The organism is uncultured Draconibacterium sp. (assembly GCF_913063105.1).
GTDB lineage: Bacteria > Bacteroidota > Bacteroidia > Bacteroidales > Prolixibacteraceae > Draconibacterium.
In genome coordinates this window covers 194,385-213,312 of sequence record NZ_CAJXYQ010000004.1, presented here as the reverse complement: position 1 = coordinate 213,312, position 18,928 = coordinate 194,385, and the positions used below count along the sequence as shown (strand labels likewise).

The 18,928-nt window shown below is 41.6% G+C and carries 13 protein-coding genes; 7 read left to right on the top strand and 6 right to left on the bottom strand.

Translation table 11 applies throughout. From position 1 onward, the window contains the following. Positions 1–81: 81 nt before the first annotated feature. The 6 genes from QZ574_RS05630 to QZ574_RS05605 all read right to left on the bottom strand — a co-directional run bounded on the left by QZ574_RS05630 (position 82) and on the right by QZ574_RS05605 (position 7,771). Positions 82–867, bottom strand: coding sequence for a PhzF family phenazine biosynthesis protein (locus QZ574_RS05630; RefSeq protein WP_297087672.1), 786 nt, complete (start codon positions 865–867; stop codon positions 82–84). A 125-nt stretch (positions 868–992) separates the two neighbouring features. Beyond that, entirely contained in the window at positions 993–3,401 is a 2,409-nt protein-coding gene (locus QZ574_RS05625) for a TonB-dependent receptor (protein WP_297087669.1), read from the bottom strand. 87 nt (positions 3,402–3,488) lie between these two features. Further along, a complete protein-coding gene (locus QZ574_RS05620) occupies positions 3,489–5,498 on the bottom strand; it encodes a sialate O-acetylesterase (RefSeq protein ID WP_297087667.1) in 2,010 nt (669 codons plus the stop codon). A gap of 161 nt (positions 5,499–5,659) precedes the next feature. Further along, positions 5,660–5,956: a transcriptional regulator gene (locus QZ574_RS05615; RefSeq protein WP_297087665.1), complete on the bottom strand. Its 297-nt coding sequence runs from the start codon at positions 5,954–5,956 to the stop codon at positions 5,660–5,662. Next, entirely contained in the window at positions 5,949–6,569 is a 621-nt protein-coding gene (locus QZ574_RS05610) for a hypothetical protein (RefSeq protein ID WP_297087663.1), read from the bottom strand. The genes QZ574_RS05615 and QZ574_RS05610 overlap by 8 nt, the downstream gene beginning before the upstream one ends. Before the next feature lie 92 nt (positions 6,570–6,661). Then, positions 6,662–7,771, bottom strand: coding sequence for a T9SS type A sorting domain-containing protein (locus tag QZ574_RS05605; protein ID WP_297087661.1), 1,110 nt, complete (start codon positions 7,769–7,771; stop codon positions 6,662–6,664). 339 nt (positions 7,772–8,110) lie between these two features. Between QZ574_RS05605 and QZ574_RS05600 the strand changes: the two genes are divergently transcribed. The 7 genes from QZ574_RS05600 (at position 8,111) to QZ574_RS05570 (ending at position 18,821) form a co-directional block, all read left to right on the top strand. Next, positions 8,111–9,715 carry a fumarate hydratase gene (locus QZ574_RS05600; RefSeq protein WP_297087659.1) on the top strand — a complete coding sequence of 535 codons (1,605 nt, stop codon included), beginning with the start codon at positions 8,111–8,113 and terminating at the stop codon, positions 9,713–9,715. Positions 9,716–10,240: 525 nt separating this feature from the next. Then, entirely contained in the window at positions 10,241–11,125 is an 885-nt protein-coding gene (locus QZ574_RS05595; RefSeq protein ID WP_297087657.1) for an NAD(P)-dependent oxidoreductase, read from the top strand. A gap of 531 nt (positions 11,126–11,656) precedes the next feature. Further along, the gene (locus QZ574_RS05590; protein ID WP_297087655.1) at positions 11,657–13,213 is read left to right on the top strand and encodes an arylsulfatase; all 1,557 of its coding nucleotides are present in this window, start codon (positions 11,657–11,659) and stop codon (positions 13,211–13,213) included. 998 nt (positions 13,214–14,211) lie between these two features. Beyond that, positions 14,212–14,361: a hypothetical protein gene (locus QZ574_RS05585; protein WP_297087653.1), complete on the top strand. Its 150-nt coding sequence runs from the start codon at positions 14,212–14,214 to the stop codon at positions 14,359–14,361. A gap of 98 nt (positions 14,362–14,459) precedes the next feature. Further along, positions 14,460–15,929: an FAD-dependent oxidoreductase gene (locus QZ574_RS05580; RefSeq protein WP_297087651.1), complete on the top strand. Its 1,470-nt coding sequence runs from the start codon at positions 14,460–14,462 to the stop codon at positions 15,927–15,929. A gap of 88 nt (positions 15,930–16,017) precedes the next feature. Beyond that, positions 16,018–17,520, top strand: a complete 1,503-nt coding sequence (locus QZ574_RS05575; protein WP_297087649.1) for a nucleoside hydrolase-like domain-containing protein — start codon at positions 16,018–16,020, stop codon at positions 17,518–17,520. An 8-nt stretch (positions 17,521–17,528) separates the two neighbouring features. Beyond that, on the top strand, positions 17,529–18,821 hold the full coding sequence (locus QZ574_RS05570) for a mandelate racemase/muconate lactonizing enzyme family protein (protein WP_297087647.1): 1,293 nt from the start codon (positions 17,529–17,531) through the stop codon (positions 18,819–18,821). The last annotated feature ends 107 nt before the right edge of the window (positions 18,822–18,928 follow it).

The following is an 18,928-nucleotide window of genomic DNA, read 5'->3' as shown; positions in this document are numbered from 1 at the left end:
CAACGGTAATTCTTTATAAAACCTGATATTGATCAAATTATTATTATCGGTTGAAAAATTGATTTGTTTCGAATGAAGCGTTTACTGAATATTGATTTTGCCTACAAGGTAAGTAACCGCTTTTCCGCCAATTTCAACGCGGTTGTCGAGGTGTTTGCAATATAAAATGCCACCCCTTTTTGATAATTGTTTGGCCACAAGGGTAGTTTTATTAAGTTGTTTGGCCCAGTACGGAATAAGCATGGTGTGTGCCGAGCCAGTAACCGGATCTTCATTTATGCCAACTGCCGGAGCAAAAAAGCGCGAAACAAAATCAACGTCATCAGATTTTGCGGTGCAGATTATTCCCCGTTTGCTGGCTTCAAGTATTTTCTGAAAATCGGCTTGCAGTTGTCTTATGTCATTTTCATTTTTAAACACCAGCATCAGGTCTTCGCGGCCTTTAAAACACTCGATAGGATGAATATTAAAGGCTGTTTTCAAACCTGTTGGAATGTATTTTGCCTCTACTTCCGATACAGGGAAATTTAAAACCAATAAGTCTCCTTCTTTTTTTACGCTTAAGTTTCCGCTTCTTGATTGAAAACAAATGCTTGATGAAGTATGCTGCAAATGCTCGAACAAAACATGTGCAGCAGCCAGGGTAGCGTGGCCGCACAAATCTACTTCCGACTCCGGCGTAAACCAGCGGATATGGAAGCATTCGTTTTGCTGAACAAAAAAGGCCGTTTCAGAAAGGTTGTGTTCCATCGCAATTTTTTGCATGGTAGCATCGGGTAACCATTCGCTTAAGGGAATAACGGCCGCCGGGTTTCCTTCAAAAACTTTTTCAGCAAAAGCGTCAACCTGGTAAATTGTTAGCATCATAAATAGCAATTAAATTGTATCGCAAAGGTAATTGTTTACCAATCAACATCTGGAAAGCAACTTGTGCAAGGCGGCAGTTTTAATAATGTTTAAACATTCAAAACATTATTTTAGAAAATTATAGCTTAAAATTTAATTGTAAGTTTTAAGTTGAATTTTCTGGAAGTGAGGTAATTAGGTACGGCATATTGGTCGCCATAAATACTCGACACCCAAAAGTACGAAATGGTGTTGTTAATGTTGAGAATATTGAAAACCTCCAAACTCAGCCACATATCGGTAATGTGCTTGAATAGCGCCGAGTTGGAGCGATTTGCAGGGCTAATAAAAACTTTTGAAAAGCCAAGGTCGATACGACGGTACGAGGGCATGCGAAAAACATCCTGGTAGCGTTCTCCATTTGGTGGGCCGGTAGGCAGTCGTGCGCCGTAAAAGCCTGATAGCTGCATTTTATAGGTGGGGTTGCCGGGCAGGTAATCCTGAAAAAACAAGCTGAAATTCATCCACTGGTCGGTTGGGCGCGGAATCATCCCATGTCCGTCTCCCTTAATATCTTCTTCAGTTTGAAGAAACGATAAACTTGCCCACGATTGCAAGCCACTTACAAATTCGCCGTTTATTTTCAAATCAATGCCGGTTGCATAACCGGTTGCTTCCTGTTCGGCAAGGTAGCGTATTCTAACATTGTCAACCTGGTAGGGTACAAGTCGGCTCATGTGTTTGTAATAAGCTTCGGTGGTAAATCGGAATGGGCGGTCCCAGGCCGTAAAAAGCAGATCAGTACCTCCAACCAATTGAAATGATCGTTGGGCTTTTGAATCGTAATTAATATAGCCGTCGCTCTTTTTTAATTCTTTGAAAAATGGCGACTGGTGGTACATTCCTGCCGACAAGCGAAAGGACATTTTCTTTTCCCACTGTGGAAAATAACTTAAGGTGGCGCGAGGGCTTATCAGCAACTCGTTGTTGAAATCCCAGAAATTAAAACGAACACCACCAGTTAAATACAAATCGCCACTGTTTACCGGCACACTCCAGCTGTCCTGCAAAAATGCTGTTACCCGGTTCGAACTTATTTTATTTTTGGCGTTCAATGTGTAATACAGCAGAACTTGCTCATCAGAATAAGGAATGGAATAACCGGCCGAATCGCGGTAGATCCATTCGTTCAGTTCGTCGTTTATTTTTTCGTGTTGAAATTTAAGCCCCCAGTTCATCAGGTGATTTTCGGAATTCCAGGCACCTTTGTGCGAAATACTGTAAACGGTGGCATCCAGCGTGTTTCTGGTGTGGTTGATAAAAGTGCCTACACCCAGGTTTAACGAACTGTCGCCAAATTCTTCAGAACCCATATTTCTTTCCAATTGGTTGAGGTAATATTGCCCCTGAATATCGTAAGTTTCGTTTTCTTTGGCGTGGTAGGCCGAAACGATAAATTTTAAGTTCAAGTTTGGATTGGGGTGGTAGTTGGCCGTAATTGCTCCTAAATAGGTCTGAAAATCGTCTTGTTCCTGTCCGTCGAAATAAATTTTGGTGTTTAACGGATTTTGCCAGGTGCCAAATGTTGTTTCGCGTGTTTGTGGTATAAAATTATATTCGTTTTGTGCCACGTTACCCAAAAACGACAAGTCGAGTTTCTCGTTGAATTGATAGGTAATATAAGTTTGGAAATCGAGAAAACGCGGATCGTACTCCCCTTGTTCGTCGAGGCTGCCCAGGATGTATCGGTTGGTTTTATAACGGATGCCTGAAATGTGCGAGAGTTTGCCGTTTAATGCTACATCTTCGAAATGGGCAGTTGCCCCGAGCATACTTACGGATGCGGAGCCCTGAAAATCGCTGGGTTTCCGGTATTTAATATCAAGAACCGACGACATTTTATCGCCATATTTTGCGTTAAAACCGCCGGCTGAAAAATCGATGGTTGAAACCATATCGCTGTTTACAAAGCTCAGGCCTTCTTGTTGCCCCGACCGAATAAGAAAAGGGCGGTATACCTCCACATCGTTTACGTAAACCAGGTTTTCGTCGAAATTACCACCTCGAACGGTGTATTGCGAGCTTAATTCGTTATTGGACGAAACACCGGGCAGTGTTTTTAATCCCGCCTCGATACCACCTGATGCGCTTGAAATAGAATTAATAATTTTAGGATCGAGACTAACAATGCTACCTCCATTGCGGCGTTGTTCGCGTACAATTATTTCTGCCAATTCAAGGTTCTTCTCCGGAAGTTCGATGTTTTTTATAATTGTTTCTTCGCGCTGGGCAAAAACCGAATCTTGAAATGTTTGGTACCCCAGTGAGGTGAAGATAACAGTTAGGTTTTTACGGGCCGGAATTCGCAATAAGAATTCACCTTTTGCATTTGTTGTGGTTCCAAGGGTTGGGTATTCTTTCAGTACCACATTTACCATATCAACCGGTATTCCATTTTGGTCTTTAATAATACCCTTTAAGGTTGCATTGTTGCTTTGAGCAAAAGTTATTAGCTCGGTAAGCAGTAAAAAAAATAGAATGGTAAAGTTTCTCATAATTGGCACAAAGCTAGGCAAACACGTTTTATAATCAACTTTATATTGATAAATTAATTGTGTGCTCAAAACAATTTAATTCTCAATTTACTTTGTAATTCCTGGCCAGCTATCTGTTCTGAAAGGATTCGCCGGTAATTCGTTGAGGTTATACAGGTTAATATCATCAGGATTATTGGCCCAGCCAAACCGCACTGCAACCGGATTTTTTACGGCATAAGAATAAACAACCACCGTATTTTTATTTATAATTTCTGCTTTGGCCCAGTAAAACTTCCGATCATCCCCTGCAATTGTGAAAGCTTTTACATAGCCGTATTTGTCTTTTACAGCAAGCCCATCGCCGGTATCTTTAAAAGAAATATAGGCTTTTCCATCTTTAAATTCAACCGATTGATAGGTAGGGCCCGTGTGCACCAGTTCTTTATTATAAGCCGTTTTTAAGGCGTTTAAGGCCAGCCTATTGCCTACGTCTTGTTTGTTGCGGGGGTGGATGTCGTCGGCTTCACCAATATCAATGGCCGATGCCATTCCTGTATTGGGTAGTTCTAAGGTCAAACTCTGGGCTTCGCGTAACTCGGCCCATTCACTTTCTTCGGGCTGTTGTGTGGCTTTCATGTAGTTGGCCAGTTGCACAAAAAGAAAAGGAAATTGGCCCTGATTCCACTGCGTTCGCCAATCGTTTATAAGGTTCGGAAAAACACGCCGGTATTGTAGGGCCCGGCTGGCATTTGACTCACCCTGGTACCAGATTGCTCCTTTTATACCATACGGAATTATGGGGTGTATCATGCCGTTAAACAGCAGAGTAGGATAGGCGTTGGGGCCTAAATCAAAACCTTGCATAACTGCTTTTGAAATTTTAAATTTCCAGTTACCCGAAAGATCTATTTTTTCTTTCCCAATTGCCACGTACTGATCTTCAGGTGCTCCCCACATACCGCCACCGCCACCGGTATCGTTTACCCGCACCACAATCATGTTTTTTCCGGGCTTTAAATATTTTTTATCAATGGTATACACCCGGTCTTTGTTGTATTGGTTTTCTGTTTTTCCAACTTCTATTCCGTTAAGGAAAGTAATATCCGAATCGTCAATTTTACCTAAATGCAGATTGAGGTTCACCTGTGTTTGTTCCTGGTTGAGGTTTAATTCCTTACGGTACCAGCCAATTCCATCAATATTTACATATCCTTGTTCTTCCCATAATCCGGGTGATTTTATCGAGCTCCAGGTTTCGTCGTTTAACTCCGGTGCTGAGTAAATAGGTTGTCCATTCACCATTCCTTCGTCTTCCAAAGGAATTTCTCCACCCAGAATTTTTCGAATTTCAGCCTCCTTGTTTTTTTTGTATTCTTCCACGTTTAGTTGCTGCAACTCGGTAAGCGGAGCTTTAAAATCCGGATCGTTGGCAATGGTTTTTGCGCTGGTCCAGGTTTCGGCAACCGTGCCGCCCCACGAGGTGTGAATTAAACCAATAGGCACGTTAAGCTGTTCAGCTAACGAACGGCCAAAGAAATACCCGACGGCCGAAAAATTATGTGCCGTTTGAGGTGTGCATTCCATCCATTCTCCGGCTTCCAAATCCTCTTCCGGAAACTGTGCCACACGCTTGGGTACCGAAAACAAGCGAATGTTAGAGTTTTTGGCTGCAGCTATTTCTTTTTCAGCATTTTTGGCCTGTGCCAGTGGCCATTCCATGTTCGACTGGCCCGAGCATACCCAAACTTCACCAATCATTACATTTGTAAAATTAATCGTGTTTTCGCCTTTTATACTTAGCGTGTAAGGCCCACCGTATGCTTGTGCCGGCAGTTTGGTTGTCCATTTTCCGTTACTGTCGGCAATGGCGTTGTTATGGGCAATCAGTATGGTTTGTTTCACGGCCTCTCCGGAATTCTCATTGTCAGATGATGCTGATGTAGTTAGTTGAATTGTAACCGTTTCGCCTGCGGTTGCCCAGCCCCAAACCGGAACTTCCATACCCTGTTGCAAAACCATGTTAGAACTGAAAATTTTGGGAAGCTTAACTTCAGCCTGCGTTGGAAAAATATACGCAAAAAGTAGCAGAGAAACGAGGAATTGTTTTGTTTTCATTTTTTTTGACTATTTAGCGAATAAGCCAAAATAGTTAATCCTGACCAAATTCCGGCATTAGCGGCTGCATTTCTCTAAATTGACCTTTTTACCTACTCTGATTCTAATGAAAAACCACAAAGTTTGTTCAGGTATTTACGAATTGGCAAAAGGACAGGTGGTTATATTTTTCCTGATTTTTTGAAATATTCAGAAATGGCATCAATGTAGTTTTCATAGGCTTCAATTCCTTTGGGAGTAATACTTACGGTTGTAAGCGGGTAATTTTTTCTGAAGGATTTTTTAACCCTGATGTAGCCCTCCTCTTTTAGCTTTGTAATCTGGAAACTGAGATTTCCTTTAGAGGTTTCGATGTTTTCGAGTAAATACGAAAATTCGGCCGATTTAACATTAATGAGGATAGTGGTTATGGCCAGCCTAACTTGCGAATGAAGTAAAGGGTCGAGCGCTTTAAACATGAACCGTTTTTTTACTTTGCATATACATTAAAATCCCCGGAATCACAAAACAAATGAAGTTTGCGATAGCTCGAATCAGGTATTGGTCGGTCAGTTCTACATGGGCACACAACACGGCGGCAATCCACATTGCAGCGCCACTTATGGAAAGTAAAGTGTATCTGTAAATTCCGCCGGTAACAAATAGGGCAAAACCAATTAACACCATCTGAAGCGGATGAATTAGTGCAAAACTAACTTCTTGTAAATAGCTTTTGGTAACAATAACATTTAAGTTATGGGCGATAATTATGCCCAGCCAAACAAAACGTGTTGAAATAGCTGTATAGGTGCGGTATTTAGGTTTGCGCAAAAATAAATAATAAGCGGTAAACCCTATTAAACCAATGCCAGCCAAAATGTTTAAGGTGTCAATAATATTTCTTTCCCACCAAACAAGCAGGTGAGCTGATTTGTAATAATTCAGTAAAAAACCAATGGTAAAATTTGCTCCCCAGAGAATGAGCAGAATTCCATCCTGGTACAACGAACGTTTTGAGGTAGTGACAGCAGTTTTTAGTGTTTTTAGTAGTTCGCTGTCACTCATTTCCTGGTTTAAAGTACTTGATTTCATGTGGTTTAATTTGGTTGTAAAATTAAACAAGTATGTAATACAAACCAAATACTTGTGCAAAATAATTGTGGCTTCGAGAGGTTTGGCATTAACTAATTGATTTTGCTGATGCGTGTAGTCCAGCTTGTGGCACCTGCTTTTACTCGAATAATATAAATGCCTCCTTTTAAGTGCGATAGTGGCAAGTGGTGTTCTTCCTGGTATAGCAATTCAAGTTGAATAAGCGTGCCTTTCGAGTCAAATATTTTTAAGGAATAAGGCACTTCGGAATGGTGTGCTTCTGCTGGTATTTTTATTGTACAGTAATCTAATACAGGGTTGGGGAAAATGAGCAATCCGTTTTCTGCGGTTTTAGCATCCTGGGGGTCAGTTTCGGCCCGGTAGTTTATGGGGTCGCGCCAATCTCTAATATTGTTCTGGTTATGGTCGGGTAAGGGGCTACAGCTTCCCATTGGATTGCGCATCGATAGTTCGCGGTTTAACGTGTCGCAGCTGTTATCAAGGCCATCACCGTCGTAATCGAGGTTTTGCATTTTTAGCTCCGGCTCGCCATTGTTTAGCACATCAAAAGCTTCAATAAAATCTGAAATGCCGTCGTTATCCGAGTCTGTATCTAAAAAATCAGGGATTCCATCCCTGTCGGTATCAACCTGTTCGTAGTACATTCCTCCTTCGGCAGGGTCAAATGCGTCGTCCCAGCCATCGCAATTGTTATCGCATAGTAATAAACTTGCGCATTGCCCTTCGGTCTGCCATTCAGTAAAATCGGTAATACCATCGTTGTCCGAATCTATATCATAACAATCCGGAATACCGTCGTTGTCCGAATCTACTGATTGGTCACCTTCATGAACATCCAGAATTCCATCATTGTCGTCATCCACGTCAATACTGTTTACAACATTGTCGCAATCGTTATCGTCTTCAACAAAAATGGTTAATTGTGCCTCAGCGTAATATTCCGGGTTACTGATGCAGCTTAGGCGGTAGTTTAAGGTAATTTCTCCCCGAAAATTAATTGTATTTTTATAGATAAAATCACCCAGGGGGCCACACGAGAAATTACCTGTTTCAGGATATTCGATGTGACTTATCCATGCCGAATCGGGTAAAAAACTATCGTTGATAAGCAAGTTGCCCGAAACCTGGTTGTTGCCACAACCTGCGGCCAGCAAAAAAGTATCGTTTGCTGCGGCAGGCATAGCTGCTTCATTCTGAAATGACTGGGAGACGAAGGGATAACAAGAAGCTTGTAAATTGACAGGCATTAAAGTTAATACCCACAGGAGGCCATGTGCCAATGTGCACAAAACCCCAAAACCCATAACCTTCATCTTGTTTTTATATCTGGCGGCAAATGTAATGGTTTGTCGTATTCAAAAATGATAGAATGATTTTAAATTAGTGAATGATATTAACAACGATTTTTTAATAAACCAATCTGTATTGAATTTAAAATTTTTAAGGATTGCAGGTAAAAAAAAATAGAAACCAGCGAATAGTTTTATCTTTGATCGAAAATTAATTTAACCGATTTTACAATGGCAGAATTTAAATATCAAAAACCATTTCCAATTTTAAAAGACGATACCGAATATCGTTGTATAACCAAAGATTATGTGTCGACAGTAGAGGTTGATGGGCGCGAATTGCTGAAAGTAGATCCACAGGGACTTGAAGAGCTGGCAAAAGAAGCTTTTAACGATGTGTCGTTTTACCTTAGGGCTGCTCACCTCGAAAAACTGGCTAAAATTCTGGAAGACCCGGAAGCAACAGATAACGATAAGTTTGTGGCTCATACCATGTTGATGAACCAGGCAGTTTCGGCCGAAGGAGAACTGCCCACTTGCCAGGATACCGGTACAGCAATAGTTATTGGTAAAAAAGGTGAAGATGTGTATACCGGAGCAAACGATGCCGAAATGCTGTCAAAAGGGATTTTTTCAACCTACGCCGATAAGAATTTGCGCTACTCGCAAGTGGTTCCGTTTACCATGACCAAAGAAAAGAATACCGGAACAAACCTACCTGCGCAAATTGATATTTATGCTGAGCAGGGAAATAAGTACGAATTCTTGTTTATTACCAAAGGTGGTGGCTCCGGAAATAAAACATTTTTATATCAACAAACGAAGTCGCTTTTAACCGAAGAAAACCTTACCAAATTTGTTCAGGAAAAGATTATGGATTTAGGAACATCAGCATGTCCTCCTTATCACCTGGCTTTGGTAATTGGCGGAACTTCAGCCGAGGCAACTCTGGCAACAGTAAAAAAAGCATCGGCAGGTTATTACGATAACCTACCAACCGAAGGTAACGAAGGCGGCCAGGCTTTCCGTGATTTGGAATGGGAAGAAAAAGTTACAAAAATTTGCCAGGAGAGTGGTGTTGGAGCTCAGTTTGGTGGTAAATACTTTGTTCACGATGTGCGTGTTATTCGCTTACCACGTCACGCAGCGTCGTGCCCGGTAGGTTTGGGTGTTAGCTGCAGTGCCGACCGTAACATTAAAGCCAAAATTACAAAAGAAGGTATTTTCCTTGAGCAACTGGAAAAAAATCCGGCCCGCTTCCTACCAGCGAAGGCGCCATCAATGAGTCCGGCAATTGATATTGATCTGGACCAGGGAATGGATAAGGTATTGGCCGAATTAACGAAATATCCAACAAAAACCCGGCTTAACTTAAGTGGAACATTAATTGTTGCACGCGATATTGCACATGCTCAAATAAAGCAAATGCTCGATGAGGGCAAGCCAATGCCCGAGTATTTTAAAAATCACCCGGTTTATTATGCCGGCCCTGCAAAAACACCAAAAGGAATGGCATCAGGTAGTTTTGGTCCAACCACTGCCGGGCGTATGGATCCTTATGTTGACGAGTTCCAAAGCCATGGTGGCTCGATGATTATGCTGGCAAAAGGAAACCGCTCGCAGGCCGTAACCGATGCGTGTAAAAAACATGGCGGGTTCTATTTAGGATCGATTGGCGGACCAGCAGCTATTTTGGCAAAAAACAGCATCAAATCGGTTGAAGTAGTTGATTTTGAAGATTTGGGAATGGAAGCCGTTCGCAAAATTCGAGTCGAGAATTTCCCCGCATTTATTATAGTTGATGATAAAGGCAACGATTTCTTTAAAGAATTATAAACTATTTGTACGTTTAAAAAAAGGAACCTTCGGAGTTAATCTGAAGGTTTTTTTTTCCTTCCCAATACCTGAGATTTTGAAAAATTGTGATTGTTTAGGCAAAAAAAACGGAGTCCAGTCAGCATCTGTTCCCCGTTTTTAATAATAAATCTATGCGAAAGATTCGGGCTAAATATAACTAATTATCTGAATTGTTTAAAAACTAATTGTTTGCTAAGTGTTGTAATTGAGTGTTTTGAGTAGCAGTTGTTTATGTATTTTAAAAAGTTATCAGGGCTCTGTTTATCGGCAAACAAGCTTTTATAGAACCAGTTTATAAGAATAAAAATGGTGAGGTCTGGTTTTGAATAAGGTATTTCACATTCAGAAAAATTAATCAATAGTTAACATAAGATGGTCTTCTGGTGCTGGAGTCTGTTACCGTTTTACATAGTTCATAGAAGGTTAGAACATCGTAATTTTGGCTTTTTGAATTTTGTCAAATGTTTGTAAAGCTGTAGTTTTGGCTGCACTTAAAGCATCGTTATGAAACAGAATCTGTCGATTGGTTGGATTGGTACCGGGGTTATGGGTACCTCAATGTTGGGCCACTTAAATAGTGCCGGTTATAAGTGCACAGTTTTTTCCCGTACAAAAAGCAAGGCTGAAAAACTGCTAAAAAGTGGTGTGAATTGGGCTGATAGCCCGGCTGATGTTGCGGCAGTTTCAGATGTGGTATTTACAATTGTTGGCTTTCCGAAAGATGTACACGAAGTATATTTCGGCGAAAAAGGAATACTGGAACAGGCAAAACCTGCTGCCATACTTGTTGATATGACAACAACAGAACCGAGTTTGGCCGTTGAAATATACAAAGCAGCAAAAGCCCGTGGAGCCAATGCCCTTGATGCTCCGGTTTCGGGAGGCGATGTGGGGGCAAAAAATGCAACCCTTTCAATAATGGCAGGAGGCGATAAAGCAACTTTTGATAAAGTGCTGCCTTTACTTGAACTAATGGGGAAACAAATTGTTTTCCAGGGAAAAGCCGGATCGGGACAGCACACAAAAATGTGCAATCAGATAACTATTGCCGGAACAATGATTGGCGTTTGCGAATCGTTGTTATATGGCCATAAAGCCGGTCTTGATTTGCCAACGATGTTATCATCTATAAGTGGCGGGGCAGCCGGATGTTGGACCCTGGATAATCTCGCTCCACGTATGGTAAATCGAAATTTCGACCCCGGATTTTTTGTAGAACATTTTATTAAAGATATGGGTATTGCGTTAAAGGAAGCCGAGCAAATGGGACTTTCCTTGCCGGGGCTTGCATTGGTAAAACAACTGTATCTTGCTGTTCAGGCGCAGGGCCATGGAAAGCTGGGTACTCACGCTTTAATGTTGGCTTTAGAACGAATATCAGGCGTTTAGTACTTGGTTGTGGCCTGGATGGTGGCAAATAAAAAGTCTATTGCAACATCAGGAATTTATCTTCGAAATCTGAGGACGATAATAAATCAAGCGATCGATGTTGGTTTCTCGCCACGGGAACATTATCCATTTACTAAGAGCAAATACCAAATACCTTCAGCCATAAATACAAAGAAGGCAACCACGATTTCTATAACGGATATAGGAGTGGCGAAAAAATGGATGCCGGTTGGTTAAATAAGTCAGACTTAGATGGGGATTGAAAGGAATAGAAGTTTACAGGGACGATAGCGCCTGTGAAATCCATGTTCCCATTGCTTTAATTCATCTAATAAATTGGATGAATTTGAAGCTTGAAATAGACATGCCAGCTTATTTACGTTTTAAACAAAATAGGTAGTTTTACTGCAAATAATACCGATTTTAATTAAATAGCACCCTTTTTATGAATAATTTTACCACTTAAACTTTTCAAAAAAGCGGTAATTTTGGCAGCGTAAAATCAAAATCAACTTAATAAAATTTATACGAATGAAAAGAACCGGTATTATTGCATCATTACTTGTGGGAATTGGCCTGTTGGTAGGATGCCAGAGCAAAACGCAGAAAACCGATGCGCAGTCAGACGAAAAACCAAATGTGGTGATTATTTATATGGATGATTTGGGGTACGGAGACATGGGCGCATACGGAGCAACCGAATTAAAAACACCAAATTTCGATAAATTGGCAGAAGGCGGAGTACGTTTTACCGATGGACATGCCACGTCGGCTACCTGCACGCCCAGTCGATATGGCCTGCTAACCGGTGTTTATCCGTGGAGAAACGACCAGGCTAAAATTTTACCCGGAACAGCACCTCTAATTATCGATACCGCGCAGGTAACCATTCCAAAAATATTTAAAGAAAAAGGCTACCATACCGGTATTGTAGGGAAATGGCACCTTGGTTTAGGTTCAGGCGTGGTCGACTGGAATGAACATGTAAAACCCGGGCCAAACGAAGTTGGTTTTGATGATGCCTACATTATGGCAGCTACCCAAGACCGCGTACCAACAGTGTACATCGATAACGGATATGTTGATGGCCTGGATAAAAATGATCCGATTGAAATTGATTATCAAAATAACTTTGAGGGACAGCCGACAGGTAAAGAAAATCCCGAATTGTGTACATACCAGATGTGGCATCATGGCCATAACAATACCATTATTAACGGTATTCCGCGCATTGGTTACATGAAAGGCGGCGAAGCGGCACGTTGGAAAGATGTTGATATGGCCGATCATTTTCTTGCTAAAGCTCAGGCGTATGTAAAAGCACATAAAAATGAGCCATTCTTCTTGGTTTACACTATGCAACAGCCTCATGTTCCGCGTACGCCACATCCACGATTTGAAGGAACATCCGGAATGGGTCCGCGAGGCGATGTAATTGTTGAAGCCGACTGGTGTTTGGGTGAATTTATGAAAACATTGGAAGAAGAAGGAGTGTTGGAGAATACTTTGATTATTTTTTCGAGCGACAACGGCCCTGTACTTAATGACGGTTACTATGATGATGCTGTTGAGAAATTAGGCGATCATAAACCTGCCGGTGCATTGCGCGGAGGTAAATACAGCTTGTTTCAAGCCGGAACCCGTGTACCGTTTATAACTTACTGGAAAGGTAAAATACAACCAAAAGTATCAGATGCCTTGGTTTGTCAGGTGGATATTTTAGCCTCCTTAGCAGAATTGGTAGGTAGCGATGCACAATCAATGGACAGCGAGCCTTTGCTTGATGTAATGATGGGTAACAGCGACGAAGGTCGTCAATCGTTGATATTGGAAGCCACAAGCCGCACCGCCATGCGCAGCGGAAACTGGGCCCTGATTCCTCCCTACAAAGGTGCCAAAATAAATACCCAGGTTAATATTGAATTGGGCAACGAAATGGAATGGCAATTGTACGATTTAAGCAGCGACATTAGCCAGCAAAAAAACGTAGCAGACGAAAACCCTGAAATATTGGAAGAACTTATTGCTGAATTTGAGCGCATTCGCGGAAAAGAATACTCCAATGTACAAAACCTGAAGTTGAAATAGCAACTTGTACTTATATCAGCGACAAACAAAATTTTTCTGTTTGTCGCTGATGTGCATTTAAACAAAACAAAAACACCCCAAAACAAAAGCTCGGCAACGTGTCAGGTTATTTTTGGTGCAGATTAAAACTGTTACTGCTAAAACAAGCATGGATTTTATTTTGTGAATCTATATCTGAAACAAAGTTTAATTCATCGCGAGTTACATCAGATACCTTTAAAAACTATTAACAATAATCAGATGAAGCGAACATGAACTTTCCTCATTCTAAATTCACAAAAGAGAATGATTAAAATTTATGTGAGTTCCTGTCCCGATGTATCGGGATTTTGAACATTCAGAAATCAAAAAATTTTAAACAGATGAAATGAACATGAACTTTTTAAATCATAGATTAAAAAACAAGTTTGATTAAAAAAGTAGACATAAGAGCGGAGCGATTCCATCCATTCTCAAATTTTAAAGTAAACTATTGTTAACTTGAAAATTTTAAACGGAACGTAATACTGATAGAACAATGGTGGTTGTGCTTTTTGCCTGCAATCAAAAAAAAAACAAACTTTCGAATACCAAAATCCAATTTCAAACGGTATCGACCCAAACGGGCTGCACGATTGCCAGGTACTGCGCGATGGCGATTGGTGGTATTTAACCGGAACATCACATCCGCATTGACCACGGCAGGAAACTGACGGAAACCTGAACCCGGGCATGGTTTTGTATAAATAAAAAGACTTACTGAATTGGGTGTTTATGGACTATATGCTTAAACGTTCTGCGATAGATAAATGATAACATCGCCTTTTATGGGCACCTGAAATACAAAAAATAGGAGTAAAATACTATGCTCTGTTTAATTGCAGAAACGATAGTTTGTGTTTTGTATGGTCAGCATACAGGCTATGTAGTCGCTGATAATATTTAAGGCCCTAATACGGTTGTTACGGAAAATAAGCCACTTTGTAACGGCAATGACCTTACATTTTTTGAAGACGACGATGGCAAAATTTGTGCGTTGCTGGCTTTCGTGTCACGGTATTCAGGAAGATGGTGTGCCTAAATTGGTAATCGACCCCATTTGGTTTGACGAAGCGGGAAACATCCATTCCTCTGGGCCAACTTATACCCCGCAAGTGGTTGAGTGGTAATCTAAAATCATTTCAAATTTGTTTGTCTCAATTTATTTTCGTTTAAGTTTTGTATCTTGTCATTGTATACAATATTCAAAAAATCAATCTAAACTAAAATGAAACGAAGAGACTTTTACAAAACTACCGGAGCCCTTGGTTTGGGCCTTCTAGCAGGGAAACCAGCATGGTCGAATAACCAGGGAGCAATTCCTGAACCCGGATTTTTTAACGAAGAAGCTAAAAAACTTCCGGCACGTGAGTTTGATGTGCTGGTGGCCGGTGGTGGTACGGCCGGAGTAATTTGTGCCATTGCTGCTGCACGCCAGGGCGCCAAAACAATTCTGGTAGAAAACAAAGGCTATGTTGGAGGTATTGCCGTTGAAGGCGGAACTGCTTTACACAGCTTTTACAACCTGTGGAAAGCTTTTCCGGGTGTTGAGAAACGCCAGCTGGTGCGCGGTATCCCGGCTGAAATGGTCGACCGTTTAACGGCAATGGGCGGCGCAACGGGTTATGCAGAAATGGAAAAACATTTTGAATACGACTCGGTATGTACCGCAATTGATACGGAACTGTATAAACTAAATGCCCATGAAATGCTCGACGAAGCGGGTGTTTATGTTTGTGTAAATACCTTGTTGGCCGCTGCAGTTGTTGAAGGAAGCGTGGTAAAAGGAGCTATTCTGGAAAGTCGCTCGGGCCGCGAAGTAATTTTTGCAAAATCGTTTGTGGATTGTACCGGATATGCTGATTTAGCAGCCCACGCCGGAGCCGATTTTACCGAACCCAACGATTATGCTGTGGTAAATAGCATGGGCCTTGGTAATGTTGACATTGAAAAATACTATAAATTTCTGGCCGATAGGGATGCTGTGCATCAACTGGCTTATGGTGTGCGCAGCGGAGAGCCGGGAAGAATTATCCGGATAGGAGCTGAAGGCTCGCAGGGCTATCCTGAGGAGTTTATTAAAGGGGCGCGTAAAATCGGACTGTCAGCAATTTCCACTACCACTCAAGACAACTACCTCATGTTTATTAAAATGAACATGAAGCTTGATAAAAGTCCTACCGACCGCGATACCGTAGCTAAAGCAGAGTTGGAGTTGCGCAAACGAATGAAAAAAGGGGTAGAGCTTTTCCGCGAGCATATTCCCGGATTCGAAAAAACATTTATGACCCGCACCGCTCCCTCACTTGTTATCCGGCGCGGCCGATTAATAAGTTGCGATTACGATATTTCACACGAAGATGTAATTAATGGCGTTCATTTTGATGATGATGTGTTTGTTTATGGTTTTCACGATATGGCACCGCGCTTGCAGGTGGCCAATGGTGGCAGCTACGGAATTCCTTACCGTGCACTTTGTGTAAAAGGTCTTGATAATTTGTATGTATCGGGAATGATGATTACTTCAGACCACCGGGCACACATGTCTACACGCAATACGGTTAGCTGTATGGGGCAAGGGCAAGCCAGTGGTACAGCTGCCGCGCTGTGTGCTTTAAATGGCTTTAACTCGCGGACTTTACCTTATAAAACTCTCCGAAAAGCCCTTGAAAAAGGCGGCGTTTATTTCGAAAAATAAATCATCCTTGCGGCACCCACGTTCCTGCTTCATTGGTGGAGAGACACGGACTGGGTGCTTATGTTTTTCAACTAAAATTCTAATTCCAATGAAAATCAAAACCATACTAATTTTCTTGTTCTTATTTACAGTTATTGCACATGCCCAACAGAATTCTTCTGAAAAAACTCGCTTGCTTATTCTTGCTGATATGGGTAACGAACCCGACGAAGAACAGCAAATGATGCACATGCTAATGTATTGCAACGAGTTTGATTTGGAGGGACTGGTGGCGGTTTCCGGAAAATACCTGCAACCGGCATCAAAAAATCCGTACAGGCAGGTGCTGCATCCCGAGTTATTTCATCACCTGATACAAGGGTATTCAAAAGTTTATAAGAATCTGCAAAAACATGCCGATGGTTATCCCGAACCCGAATTTCTGACAAATCTGGTGCGCACCGGGCAACCCGGTTATGGTATTGAAAGTACCGGCGAAGGATTGTCTTCTCCGGGTTCCGATTTAATTATCAGAGTTGTTGAAAAAGACGACCCGCGCCCGGTCTATATTGTGGTAAATGCAGGGTCAAATACCTTGGCACAGGCCATAAAAGACTACGAAAAGGCGCATTCTGCCGCCGAGCTCGCTCGGTTTATTTCAAAACTACGGGTTTATGAAAATGGTGCACAAGATAATGCCGGAGCCTGGATATGTGCTCAATACCCTGAAATTAATTGGATTAGAAGCAACTATCAAACCTATTGCTACGGTGGGCCAGCTAACGATGGCATTGCCGATAATAAAGGTGACCGAAGTCGTTTAGGTCCGCACACCTGGGGCGAATACGAATACAGTTCTATTGGACAGCACCAGTGGGCCTTACAACACATTATTGCCAACCATGGTGCTTTTGGCAGGTATTTTCCGCTTCGGCAGTTCGATAACGGACACGTTACATTTCTTGAAGGTGGAGGAACCATTCCCTGGTTAGGCTTGTGCAACAAAGGATTATATGATATTGAACATCCGCATTGGGGAGGCTGGAGTGGTAGATTCACCAAAGAGAAAGTGAAGAATTTCTGGTCGAAACATACCAGTGTAAATGTTGATGAGAAAGAATATGGCGATTTTTATATGTTTATCGAAGCTGAAGACCAATGGGTGAATCCTGAAACCGGTAAGGAATTTAACGACTGGTTTACACCTGTTTGGCGATTCAGAAGGGCCTTTTTTAACGACTTTCAGTGCCGCATGGACTGGTGTTTACAACCTTTTGAAAAGGCAAATCATAATCCGAATGCAGCAGTAAATGGCGACAGGTCTAATCGGATTGTGTTTTTGAATGCGAAACCGGGCGAGCAAATTTTATTGGATGGCTCTGCTTCTTCTGATCCCGATGGCGATGAGCTGGAGTTTTTGTGGTGGTGTTATGCTGAAGCTGGTACCTATCCCGAGAAGCTGGAACTAAAAAATGCAGAGAATCAGACCTTTAATTTCGTTGTGCCGAAAGATGCCAAGGAAAAAGAGATTCATATTATTCTGGAAGTGCAGGATAAAAATGAAATTGCTTCCTTGTTTGATTACCGCAGAATTGTAATTAACGTTGAGTAAGCGAAACTATGAAAACCAACAGAAGAAATTTTATTGCAGGCGCTGCCCTGGCAGGTGCAGCTTCCATATTACCATCGTCTTGCAAAACACAGAACAGTTGGGCAGGCAAAATCACCGATTATTCTTTGCTGGATGAAGCATTAAAACTACCCGTATTAAAACGCGAACTTTTTTCGCATCCGGTTATTATCGAATCTGTTGAGCTTTTGTTGTTAAAAGACAATTGTTTGTATCGGGTAAGGTCAACCGATGGTGCTGAAGGCCTTTCCGCAGGTCATCCGTTTATCGCACAGGTAAGTTATCCGATGGTACCCAAAGTACTTGCCCGACATTTTGTAGGCCAGGATGCACGCCATCTCGACCAGCTGATTTTTAACGCCGTTGAAAAAAATGTAAAGCGACAAGGTATTCCATTAAATGTTCATGTAGCTGGTATTGAGTTTGCTATTCTCGATATGTTAGGGAATATTGCTGATAAACCGGCCGGGCAATTAATAGGAGATGTAATAAATCCTGAGATTCATATTTACCTCGGCCATCATTTGGCCGATTTCAGGCAAAAAGAACCTGAAGTTTCAATCGAACTCATGCATAAAGATGTAGTGGAAACTCAGGCAAAAGCTATTAAGCTCAGAGCCGGAACCGGCGATAATCTTGGCTTAGACAGGGATAATGCGCCCGGAAGAACAGAGAAACTCATTCGTATGGCTCGCGAATTCTGGGGCGACGAAATGGTATTGGCCATTGACGGAAACGGCTCATATGGAGTAAAAGAGGCCATCCGGCTTGGAAAAATTCTGGAGGAATATAATTACGATTTCTGGGAAGAACCGGTGCCCTGGGACTGGTACGAAGAGCAAAAACAGGTAGAACGTGCGCTTGATATAAAAATGGCTGGAGGCGAGGAGGAAATAGGAGTGCATGCATTTAGATATCTGATTGGTAACCAGGTGTTTCAAATTCTGCAGCCCGATTTATTTTACTACGGCGGCATGATTCGAACCATGCAGGTAGCCAATATGGTGAAAGCAGCAGGTTTAAAAATAACGCCACATATTTCACGCGGAGGTTTTGGGTTTTTATACATGCTTCATATGGTTTCGGTTTGTCCTTCAATATACAAATACCACGAATTTAAAATGTTCCAAACCCCCGATGCTAATGGAAATATTATTCCAATAGAAAGTAAGAACGGAGCGTTTAAGTGCGAAAATGGAATAATTAAAGCACCATTGGGTGCCGGTTTGGGTATTCGTATTGATCCGGATTATATTAAAACTCATAAAGTTTTTAAAGGATAAAATCTGGGCTAACAAATGTTTTTTTGTGTTAAAACACTTTCTTAAAAATTAGCGGTATGCATTAATCGTATCGCACAACTTTTGTGTTTCCTTTTTTTTAAGTATTT

Bases quoted from the DNA above. Each gene is read 5' to 3' on its own strand.
- QZ574_RS05570 (WP_297087647.1), top strand. From the start codon at position 17,529: ATGAAAACCAACAGAAGAAATTTTATTGCAGGCGCTGCCCTGGCAGGT.
- QZ574_RS05610 (WP_297087663.1), bottom strand. From the start codon at position 6,569: ATGAAATCAAGTACTTTAAACCAGGAAATGAGTGACAGCGAACTACTA.
- QZ574_RS05615 (WP_297087665.1), bottom strand. From the start codon at position 5,956: ATGTTTAAAGCGCTCGACCCTTTACTTCATTCGCAAGTTAGGCTGGCC.
- QZ574_RS05580 (WP_297087651.1), top strand. From the start codon at position 14,460: ATGAAACGAAGAGACTTTTACAAAACTACCGGAGCCCTTGGTTTGGGC.
- QZ574_RS05575 (WP_297087649.1), top strand. From the start codon at position 16,018: ATGAAAATCAAAACCATACTAATTTTCTTGTTCTTATTTACAGTTATT.
- QZ574_RS05600 (WP_297087659.1), top strand. From the start codon at position 8,111: ATGGCAGAATTTAAATATCAAAAACCATTTCCAATTTTAAAAGACGAT.
- QZ574_RS05590 (WP_297087655.1), top strand. From the start codon at position 11,657: ATGAAAAGAACCGGTATTATTGCATCATTACTTGTGGGAATTGGCCTG.
- QZ574_RS05585 (WP_297087653.1), top strand. From the start codon at position 14,212: ATGGCAAAATTTGTGCGTTGCTGGCTTTCGTGTCACGGTATTCAGGAA.
- QZ574_RS05620 (WP_297087667.1), bottom strand. From the start codon at position 5,498: ATGAAAACAAAACAATTCCTCGTTTCTCTGCTACTTTTTGCGTATATT.
- QZ574_RS05605 (WP_297087661.1), bottom strand. From the start codon at position 7,771: ATGCCTGCCGCAGCAAACGATACTTTTTTGCTGGCCGCAGGTTGTGGC.
- QZ574_RS05630 (WP_297087672.1), bottom strand. From the start codon at position 867: ATGATGCTAACAATTTACCAGGTTGACGCTTTTGCTGAAAAAGTTTTT.
- QZ574_RS05595 (WP_297087657.1), top strand. From the start codon at position 10,241: ATGAAACAGAATCTGTCGATTGGTTGGATTGGTACCGGGGTTATGGGT.
- QZ574_RS05625 (WP_297087669.1), bottom strand. From the start codon at position 3,401: ATGAGAAACTTTACCATTCTATTTTTTTTACTGCTTACCGAGCTAATA.